The sequence below is a fragment of the Kitasatospora sp. NPDC058032 genome, from assembly GCF_042885845.1.
In the GTDB taxonomy this organism is placed as follows: domain Bacteria; phylum Actinomycetota; class Actinomycetes; order Streptomycetales; family Streptomycetaceae; genus Kitasatospora.
Genome location: NZ_JBHVRK010000007.1, coordinates 295,104 through 305,300, shown reverse-complemented (window position 1 = coordinate 305,300; position 10,197 = coordinate 295,104). Strand labels below are relative to the sequence as shown.

The 10,197-nt window shown below is 76.7% G+C and carries 6 protein-coding genes; 4 read left to right on the top strand and 2 right to left on the bottom strand.

Annotation, left to right across the window (positions count from 1 at the left end):
- Window positions 1–106: 106 nt before the first annotated feature.
- From ACFVUH_RS14800 to ACFVUH_RS14785, 4 genes are all read left to right on the top strand, one after another.
- Window positions 107–1,621, top strand: a complete 1,515-nt coding sequence (locus ACFVUH_RS14800) for a hypothetical protein (protein ID WP_387913497.1) — start codon at window positions 107–109, stop codon at window positions 1,619–1,621.
- An 87-nt stretch (window positions 1,622–1,708) separates the two neighbouring features.
- The gene (locus ACFVUH_RS14795; RefSeq protein WP_387913495.1) at window positions 1,709–5,086 is read left to right on the top strand and encodes a right-handed parallel beta-helix repeat-containing protein; all 3,378 of its coding nucleotides are present in this window, start codon (window positions 1,709–1,711) and stop codon (window positions 5,084–5,086) included.
- 443 nt (window positions 5,087–5,529) lie between these two features.
- Window positions 5,530–6,696 (top strand): S8 family serine peptidase, encoded by a 1,167-nt coding sequence (locus tag ACFVUH_RS14790; RefSeq protein WP_387913493.1) that lies wholly within the window; start codon window positions 5,530–5,532, stop codon window positions 6,694–6,696.
- 252 nt (window positions 6,697–6,948) lie between these two features.
- On the top strand, window positions 6,949–7,563 hold the full coding sequence (locus tag ACFVUH_RS14785; RefSeq protein ID WP_355365345.1) for a sigma-70 family RNA polymerase sigma factor: 615 nt from the start codon (window positions 6,949–6,951) through the stop codon (window positions 7,561–7,563).
- A 251-nt stretch (window positions 7,564–7,814) separates the two neighbouring features.
- On the opposite strand, the gene ACFVUH_RS14780 is transcribed toward ACFVUH_RS14785, so the two are convergent.
- Window positions 7,815–8,258 carry a hypothetical protein gene (locus ACFVUH_RS14780; protein ID WP_387913491.1) on the bottom strand — a complete coding sequence of 148 codons (444 nt, stop codon included), beginning with the start codon at window positions 8,256–8,258 and terminating at the stop codon, window positions 7,815–7,817.
- Between the two features lie 278 nt (window positions 8,259–8,536).
- Complete coding sequence (locus ACFVUH_RS14775) at window positions 8,537–10,135, bottom strand: CehA/McbA family metallohydrolase (RefSeq protein ID WP_387913584.1); 1,599 nt, start codon at window positions 10,133–10,135, stop codon at window positions 8,537–8,539.
- Window positions 10,136–10,197: the final 62 nt, after the last annotated feature.

Sequence of the window (10,197 nt, the reverse complement as noted above, 5' to 3'; positions counted from 1 at the left end):
ACCGTACGGCCGGGCCCGGCCGTAGCTACGGATTGGGAGCACCCGACGTCCTGTCGGCCGGGTGATCCCGTCGACCGGGGACGGCATGCGAGGCCGAGGAGCTGTGGTGAGCACGAGTACGGGCGGGAACAGGACTCGGGGTGGGGCGGCGGGTATCCAGCTGCCGTCGATGGACTGGGAGATGGAGGAGGGGCCGGCCGAGTCCGGTGGCCCGCAGGCCGCCTCCGCCGCCGCCTCCGGAACCGGGACCGGGACGGCGGAGGCCCCGACCGAGCAGGTCGCCGTGCCGGAGTACGGACCGGTGACCCCGGCGGACCCGGGCTCCGCCGCCGCGCCCGACCCCGGCTACGGGCCCGGTGCCGAGCCCGGGGGCCTGGAACCGCTGTCCGGGGAGGCCGACTACCCCGAGGCCGTCGAGCCCGTCGAGCCGTCCGGCCGCCGGCGGTTCAAGCGGCCCGCACTGGTCGCGGCGGCCACGGCCGGCGTGGTGCTGATGGGCCTGCCGTTCCTGCTCACCGACGGCCCCGACCGCGCCGAGGACAAGAAGGGCGACGGCCGCGGGGTGAACCAGGCGGACCACCAGCTCGTCGACGGCCCGGAGATCGGCGAACTCCCGGTGCCGCCCGCGCCCACCGACCCGCCGGTGACCGGAGCCCCGACCCCGGCGCCCACCGACCCGGCCGCGACGGGGGAGAACCCGGCCACCGCCGCCACCCCGCCGGCGAACACGACGGGCACCGTCCCCGGCCTCGCCCCGGGCGGCGGCACGGCCGGAGTCCCGGTGAACCCGGGCGCCCAGCCGGGCGGCGGGACGGCCCCGGCGGGCAGGTCGCCCGCGAACGGGACGACGCAGCAGCCGAACGGGGGCGGCAAGCCGGTGCAGCAGCCCGCCGCCGGTCAGCAGCCCGCGCCGCAGCAGCCCGCTCCGAACCAGCCCGCGCCGCAGCAGCCGGCCCCCCAGCAGCCGCAGCAGCCCGCGCCCCAGCAGCCGGCGCCCCAGCAACCCGCCCCGCAGCAGCCGGCGCCCCAGCAGCCCGCCCCCCAGCCCTCGGCCCCGCAGCAGCCGGCCCCGCCGCCCGCCGCCGCGAAGGCGACCTACAGCGCCATCGGCGGCTCCAACTGCGGCACCTCCTCCGTCGCCTACGCCCAGCACGGCTGGTGGGAGCAGGGCACCACCGGCTGGATCACCAACTCCGCCGGCGGGTACAGCGGTTCGGGCTGCAACGGCAAGTACGTGTCGATGCCGATGTCCGGCTCGGCGACCAAGGACGACGGCAGCAACGCGGTGGTCTGGACGTTCTCCACCGCCCCGGTCGCGACGGGTACCTGCAGGATCTCCGTCTACGTCCCGAACAACTCCGACCTCAAGGCGGTCGGCGGCGCTCCCGCCTACTACACCGTCCAGAACAGCTCCACGCCGAACAGCGGCACCATCGGCGATTTCTCGGTCAACCAGACCACCAGTCGGGGGAGTTGGGTGACCGCCGACAAGACCTTCGCGGTCACCGGCGGCAAGATCTCCGTGATGCTGCACTCGCGCGGCCTCGACTGGGCGGGCACCGCCACGGACAAGGCGCACCTCGCGGCCTCCGCCGTCCGCGCCGACTGCACCGCCTCCTGACGCGCCTCCGCCTCCGCTCCACCCCTGCCCCGCCCCGTCCGTGCCCGTCCCCCGACGACCGATGAAGACCCCCAGGAGAGGAAGGCCATGTCGCGCCATGTGCTGACGGTGTGCCCGGAGCAGCGGGGCGGCCCGTACCGCACGATCGGCGACGCACTCGCGGCGGCCCGCAGCGGGGCGGTGATCTCCGTCCGCCCCGGCCGCTACGAGGAGAACCTGGTCATCACCAAGATGGTCACCATCACCGCCGAGGAGCCGCGCGGCAGCGTCCGGATCACCGCCCGGCGCGGCTGCGTCGTCCAGGTGGTGGCCGAGGCCGTCCAGCTCACCGGCCTGGTCGTGCAGGGCCAGGACGAGGAACTGCCCGCCGTCGACGTGCCGCGCGGGCAGGCCGCGCTCTCCGACTGCGAGGTGGTCGGCAGCTCCTGGACGGCCGTCCTCACCCGCCAGCAGGGCTCGCTCGCCATGCGCGACTGCCGGGTCACCAACCCGGCCGGCGCCGGCATCGTCGAGACCTCCACCGGCACCAGCGTGATCGAGGACTGCGTGATCGAGCACCTCGGCAGCTCGGCCGTGGTGGTCGGGGAGCGGGCCAACCCGCTGCTGCGCAACTGCGTGCTGCGCGACGCCCGGGGCAACGGCGTGTGCGCCAACGGCGAGGCCCGCGGCACCTTCGAGGACTGCGAGATCTCGGTCACCGACAAGCCCGCCGTCGCGCTGGAGGAACGGTCCACCACCCGGCTGGTGCGCACCGCCGTCCGCGACACCACCATCGGCGTCTACATCAGCTCCGCCGCGCGGGTCGTGCTGGAGGACTGCACGGTCAGCGCCACCACCGGGCACGGCATCGCGCTGGCCGGCGGTACCGACCCCGAGCTGCTGCGCTGCACCACCGCCCGCACGGCCGGCCACGGCATCCACATCACCGGCCGCTCGCGCGGGAAGTTCGAGCAGTGCGAGGTGTCCGGCGCCGAGGGCACCGGCATCTGGGTCGGGGAGTCCGCCGGACCGGTGCTCACCCGCACCGTCGTCCGGGACTGCGGTGCGGCCGGCGTCGAACTCGCGGAGGAGAGCGCCGCCGACATCGACCGGCTGGAGGTCCGGGACGTCACCGGCCCCGGCCTGTCGATCGGCGGCGGCGCCAACCCGAGGGTGCGGCACCTGACCGTCACCGGCGCGGGCGCCGACGGCGTCGAGGCGCTGCGCGACGGCCGGGGCCGGCTGGAGGGCGTCGAGGTGGTGGACGCCGGACGCGCCGGGGTGCGGATCGCCGACGGCGCGGACACCTTCCTCGGCGCGGCCGTGGTGCGCGGCGCCAAGGGCACCGGGGTGCTGGTCGGCAAGGTGGGGCGGGCCGCGCTGCGCGACTGCGAGGTCATCGGCTCCGGGGAGGACGGCCTCGCGGCCGACGACGGCGGCGAGCTGACCTGCACCCGGGTCCGGACCCACGGCAACCGTCGGCACGGCGTGCGGATCGGCGCCGGCGGCCGGGCCGTCCTGGCCCAGGTCGACGCGGTCGAGAACATCGGCGACGGCGTGCGCCTCGACTCCACCGACGCGGTCCGGCTCACCGGCTGCACCCTGGCCCGCAACCGCGGCTCCGGCCTGCGGCAGACGGCGCCCAACGAACGGCTCGCCGTCGAGCAGCTGACCAGCGAGGAGAACGGTCTGCCCGACGCGCACGGCACCGCCACCGCCGCCACCGGCAACGGCACCGGGCGCACCGACGGCCCGCCCGCCCCCGCCGGGGACGCCGGACCCGGCGCCGGACCCGGCGCGGAAGCCGCCCGCCCGCCCGTTCCGGCGGCGCCGCCCGGCCCGCTGGAGGTGCTGGAGTCGCTGGTCGGCCTGGCCGGCGTCAAGGAGCAGGTGGCCACCCTGGTCAACCTCAACAAGCTGGCCCGTCGCCGCGAACTGGCCGGCATGCCGGCCCTCCCGATGGGCCGCCACCTGGTCTTCGCCGGCCCGCCCGGCACCGGCAAGACCACCGTCGCCCGGCTCTACGGCGCCATCCTCGCCGAGCTGGGCGTGCTGCGCAGCGGGCACCTGACCGAGGTGGCCCGGGCCGACCTGGTCGCCTCGATCATCGGCGGCACGGCCATCAAGACCACCGAGGTGTTCCAGCAGGCGCTCGGCGGCGTGCTGTTCATCGACGAGGCGTACACCCTCTCGGCCGGTTCCGGCTCCGGTTCCGGCCCGGACTTCGGCCGCGAGGCGATCGACACCCTGGTCAAGCTGATGGAGGACCACCGCGACGACATCGTGGTGATCGTGGCCGGCTACTCCGCCGAGATCGGCGACTTCCTGGCCTCCAACCCCGGCCTCGCCTCCCGGTTCAGCCGGACCGTCGAGTTCGCCAACTACGAGGTCGACGAGCTGGTCACCATCGTCGAACGCGCCGCCGGCGGCCACGGCTACGAACTGGCCGAGGGCACCGGCGCGGCGCTCACCGTGCTCTTCGAACGGATGCCGCGCGGCGAGGACTTCGGCAACGGCCGGTCGGCCCGCAAGGTCTTCGAGGAGATGGTCGACCGGCAGGCCACCCGGCTCGCCGAGCAGGCCGAGATCAGCGACGAGGACCTCGCGCTGCTCGTCCCCGAGGACGTCGGCGTGGAGCTCGAACCGCCCGTCAAGGAGGCCGACGGCACCGAACCGCTCGCCGAGCTGCGGGCACTGGTCGGCCTGCCCGCCGCCAAGGCCCAGGTCGAGGACCTGGTCAACCTGATCCGCCAGGTCCGCCGCCGCGAGGAGGCCGGGCTGCCGACCGCCACCATCAGCCACCACCTGGTCTTCGCCGGCCCGCCCGGCACCGGCAAGACGACGGTCGCCCGGCTCTACGGGCGGCTGCTCGCCGAACTGGGCGTGCTGCCCGGCGGCCAGCTCGTCGAGACCGCCCGCGCCGACCTGGTCGGCCGCTACGTCGGCCACACCGCCCAGCTCACCAAGGAGGCGTTCGACCGGGCCCGCGGCGGCGTGCTGTTCATCGACGAGGCGTACACCCTGACACCCCGGCACGGGGGCGGCGGCGACTTCGGCCAGGAGGCCGTGGACACCCTGATGAAGCTGATGGAGGACCACCGCGACGAGGTGGTGGTGATCGTCGCCGGCTACGACGACGAGATGCGGCACTTCCTGTCCTCCAACCCCGGCCTCGCCTCCCGGTTCTCCCGCCAGATCGACTTCGGCCACTACGCGGACGCCGAGCTGGTCACCATCGTCCGCAACCACGCCGAGTCCGCCGGGTACACGTGCGCCCCGGAGACCCTGGCCACCCTGGAGCACCTGTTCGCCGCCGTCCCGCGCGACCGCACCTTCGGCAACGGCCGCTTCGCCCGGCAGACCCTGGAAGGCATGATCACCCGCCAGGCCGGCCGCCTCAGCCGCCTGGACGTCGCGGACCTGTCGGAGCTGAGCCTCCTGCTGCCCGAGGACATCGCCCTGGACCGCCCCGGCAGCCCCACGTGACCACCACCCGCACCCGCCCCGGCGCCGCCGCGGCGGCAGCCGGCCTCGCGGCCCTGACCGCCCTTGCCCCGGCCGTGGGGCGCGTGGCCGTGCCCGCGCCCTCGGCGGCGGCCGTGCGGGTTGCCGGTGGCGCGCCCGTGTTCTCGGCGTCCGCCGGGCCGGTCGTGCCGGAGCCCCCGGCGTCGTCCGTGCGGTCGGCCGACGGGACGGCCTCGCCCGCGCCGTCCACGGCCGCCGGGCCAGTGGCTGACGGGGCGCGTTCTTCTGCTGTGGCGGGACGGGTTCGGCCGGTGGCGGCCGGGCTCGTCTCCTCGGCGCGGTCCCTGCCGGCCGCCGCCGACGGGTCGGTCGTTTCCGCCGCAGCGGGTCCCTCGGTGGCTTCGGGGCCGGTGCGGGCGGTGGGGTCGCCGACGCCGGCCGGCGGGGCGGCGGAGATTCCCGCGATGGGGCAGACCCTGTCCGATGTGCGGCAGAACGGGTGCCGGAAGCCGTCGGGGCGGGTGGCGGAGCGGGCGGGGTGGGCGCAGGCGTATCTGCGGCCGGAGGCGGTGTGGCCGTCGAGCCGGGGGGAGGGGGTGACGGTGGCGGTGGTCGGGTCCGGGGTGGAGGCCTCGGCCGGGGCCGGGACCGGGGCGCTGGCCGGGCGGCTGACGCTCGGGCCGCGCCTGCACGGCGAGGGCGACGCGGGCCGGGACTGCGTCGGACACGGCACCTTCCTGGCGAGTCTGATCGCCGGCCGCCGCACGGCCGACGGCGGTCCGGCGGGCATCGCGCCCGGGGCGAAGGTGCTGTCCGTGGCCGTCACCGACGACGCCGGGAGCACCAACGCCGACCTGCTCGCCCGCGGCATCCGCGCGGCGGCGGACGGCGGTGCGCGGATCGCGGTGGTCGCGGCGCCGATCGCGGAGGCGGCGCCGGCGCTGGCCGAGGCGGTCGGCTACGCCACCGCCAAGGGCATGCTGCTGGTCGCGCCGGCGGGCCCGGACGGCCAGTCGGTGGCGGCCCCGGTGTATCCGGCCGGGTATCCGGGCGTGCTCGCGGTGGCCGCGCTGGGAGCCGACGGTGTCCCGGCGGACCGTTCGGCGTCCGCCGCCCCCGAGGCCCCGTCGTCCGGCGCCACCGGCGGGCGGGCCTCGCGGGTGGACCTGGTGGCCCCCGGCGAGGGGCTGGTGGCCGCGGGACCGGGCGGCGGCTCGTTCATCGCCTCGGGACCGAGCTACGCCGCCGCGCTGGTGGCCGGGTCGGCGGCGCTGGTGCTCGGCCGGTCGCCGTCGCTGACCGTGGACCAGTTGGCCGAGCGGCTGCGGACCACCGCCTACCGGCCCGGTACGGAGTTGCCCGATCAGACTGTCGGCTGGGGCACGGTGGACCCGGTGACGGCGGTGGCCGCCGGAGGTCCGTCCGGGGCCGGGCCGGCCGGTGCCGGCACACCGCCGTCCCCCGAGCCGGTCGTCGTTCCGCCGCCGGCGGACCCCTCGGCCCGGCGGCTGGCGTCGGCGCTGGCCGGGGTGAGCCTGGGCGGTGCGGCGCTGGTGGGACTGGCCGCGGCCGCGGTGCGCGTCGGGCGGAACCGCGCCGGCCGGGACCGGAACGGCCGCCGCCCGGAGTGACGGCCCCCCGCGGCGGCTCGCCGACGCCCGCGAGCGCCCGTCGGCGCCCTCGAACGCGCCCCCAACGTCACGCCAACGTCGTCGGCGGCGCCGCGTTGGCCCGCCGTTGGCGGCGGCTGCAAGCGTGGCAGCGCCCGGGAGAGCGGCTCGCCCGCCGTGGCCCGCCCCCGCGCCGAGACAGCGATCGCCCCAGGTCCCGCAGCACGACCGGGGTGCCGACGAATGACGAATGTCGTAAGGGGCTCAACAGCCGTGGCCATCGACGCTACCGCCCACGCCGGGACGACCACCGAGGACGCCCGGGGGCCCGTCGCCCCGGCGGCCACCCGGCCCGACCGGTCCGCCCGGCCCACCCTGGACCAGGACACCCTCGCCGAGCTGTACCGGCTGCACGGCGGCTACCTGCTGCGCGCGATGCTCCGGGTGACCAGCGGCGACCGCGGCAAGGCCGAGGACATCGTCCAGGAGACCCTGCTGCGCGCCTGGCAGAACCCGGCGGCCATGCACCGGGGTCCCGAGCACAGCCGCCCGTGGCTGTTCACGGTGGCGCGTCGGATCGCCATCGACCACTACCGGATGCAGACCGCCCGCGCCCAGGAGGTCGCCGACGAGGCCCCGGAGGACCACGCCGGTACCCACGACCCGTACGACGAGGTGCTGGTCGCCCAGGACGTGGCGGCGGCGATGGCGGAGCTCCAGCCCCACCACCGGGACGTCCTGGTCGAGTTGCACATGAACGGCCGGTCGATGGTGGAGGCGGCCCGGGTGCTGCGGGTGCCGGTCGGCACGGTCAAGTCCCGCAACTTCTACGCCGTCCGCGCCCTGCGGCCGATCCTGGAGGCCCACGGCATGGCCGGCGCCGGGTGACGGCCCGCCCGCGAGGGCGTCCCGAGAGCGCGGAAGCGGAACGGAGTGAACCGTTCCCGCCCCGCCACCCGTAGTCCAGGGTGGCGGCACCGCCACCGGCGCTCGTCCCCCGGGCGAGCGCCGGGCCTACGGCCGCCCGGGTCTCCGCCCTTGTGGGAGCGGCGGACACCGGGGCGACCGGCCGCAGCGGCGGCCCGCCGGTCACCCCCGGACCGGCGGGCCGCCTTCCGCGTTCCGCGTTCGACGCCGGGTCACCACCCCAGCAGGTAGGACCCCCGCCGCAGTCCGGCCAGCACCGTGTCGGCCGTGGCCTCGGCGTCGTCGCCGCCCGCGCCGTCCGCCTCCGCGACCGCGCCCCCGGCGACCGCGCCCCCGTTGAGCACCACGTAGTGCAGCGCCGCCCCCGTCGCCCGGCTCTCCCGGCGGAAGGCGTCCAGCGCCGTCGGCGCGACCGAGCCCTCCACCACCACCTGGTAGCCGCCCGAGGCGAACGCGAACGCGGCCTGAGCGGTGGCCGCCAGCGCGGTCACGTTCTGCCGCCGCGCCTCCGGGCGGTCCGCCTCCACGTAGCCCTGCCGGACCGCCCGCCGGAAGTCCTCCGCGCGCAGGTGGACGCTGGGGAAGAGCGCGTCCGCGACCAGCGGGGCGACCGCGCCGCTCCCGGCACCGGCGGCCGGGTCGGAGAGGACGACCACACTGCCCGCCCCCCGTCCGCCCCCGAGCTCCGGCCCACCTACGGTCGTACGGTTCACAGCTGCTGATCCCTTCACGGGCCGGGGACGGACGGGGGGCCGGGGCGGGACGGCCGGAGCGCGCGGGCAAATCCGGCCATACGACGGACAGCCGACCGTCTCGTCATATCGACTGACTGCTGTCGGAGATCAACCTAGTCCACCGCACACCCCGGAGTCCTCCCCTCCCCGGACCTCCCGCCGTCCCCTCGCCGTCCCCCCGCTTCCCGGCCGCCTCCCCGCTACCTCCGGGTCCGCAGCACGATCGGATTGGTCAGCGCCGCCATCGGCCCCCACGGCAGGTCCGGGCCCATGGAGTTGCCCCGGCCCGGGGTCCCGTCCGCCTTCGGGTGCCGCACCTCGGCCCGGACGAACGCGGCGAGCGAAGCCGTGGTCCGCCACACCACCGTGCCCGCGCCGTCGGCCGGGAGCGACTCCTGGTGCAGCTGGCCCTCGTCGGTCAGGAACCGCACCGTGCCGTTCGGCACCCCGGAGACGGCGAGCCGCACATCCACCGGCGCGTCCGCCGGAACGGCCAGCTCCTCACCGATCCCGGCCTGCCGGCCGTTGCCGGTCGCGGTGAAGTCCAGCTGGACCGCCGCCGATTCGGCGAGCCAGCTGCGGCCGGCGCGCAGGCCCGCCAGCACGGCGTCCCGGTTCAGGTCCTCCGCGAGGACCACGGTGTGCGGCGAGCCGATCACCTGCGGGGCGCTGTGCGCGTCGCTGTTGCCGATCGCCGGCAGCCAGGACCGCCCGTCGCGCAGCGCCACCGCCAGCTGGGCGTCCCAGGTGTCCACGGCCGACTCGTCGTCGTACGTCCACGGGCCGTTCCACACCTCGACGGCGTCCGCGTCCTCGTACCCGAACTTCCACTGGCAGGCGACGTACGGGCAGTACGGGTGGGCCGGCACCACCAGGCCGCCCTGCCGCCGCACCTGGCGGGCGAACCGGGGGAAGGCCTCGTCGCGCGAGCGGTAGCGCCAGTCGACGAACTGGCCCGGCTGCAGGCCCAGCGCCAGCCAGTGGCCGTTGCGGGTGGTCACCTCCTCGCCGAGCACGATCAGCAGGTCCGGTCCGGCCAGCGGGCCCCACACGCCGTGCGAGGAGGTGGTGTTGTGGTCGGTCGACACGATGAAGTCCAGCTTCGCCTCGCGCGCGCCGGCGGCCACCTCGGCGGGCTGGCGGCGCCCGTCGGAGTGCACCGTGTGCAGGTGGCAGTCGCCCCGGTACCAGGCCCGCCCGCGCCCCCGGGCGCGCTCCGGCGGGTAGGCGGGGGTGAATTCGCCCCCGGGCGCGCCGAACCGCAGCGTCACGTCCACCCGGTACTCCAGGCCCTGCGGCGCCACCTGGTACGGCCCCAGCACGACGTGCCAGCGGCCCGGACGGACCGGGCCGGGCAGGTAGCCGGGGGTGGCCTGCTCCCGGCTCACCGCGAACTCGGTGCGGAAGCCGCCGGACCAGCCGCGGAAGCCGCGCCCGCCGAGCTCGGTGCCGCGCTCGTCGAAGAGACCGATGTCGCAGGAGTTGCCCGGGGTGCCGGGCGGGACGGTCGGCTTGTCGTACCGGTAGGAGACGGCGATCTCGCGGACGCCGCCGGGGACGTCGAAGGGGAGGTGGACGAAGTCGGGCGCGCCGGTCGGCAGCTTGCCGGTCAGGGTGATCGTCCGCTCGGTGCCCGCCGCGCCGCCGGCCGCCGCGCCGCCGCCCGCCGCGCCGTTGGCGGTCTCGCCGTCGGCCGCCCGGGCGACGCCCGCGGTCGCGGTGGCCGCCGCCACCGCCCCGAGCGCGCCCGCCGCCAGTAATCCGCGTCGGGCCGGCCGCGCCTTGCCGTCCTCGTGCATGTCCTCAGCCATCGGAAGCCTCCGCTCTCGCCGGGATGTCAGCGGAGTCTCGTACCCTCCCC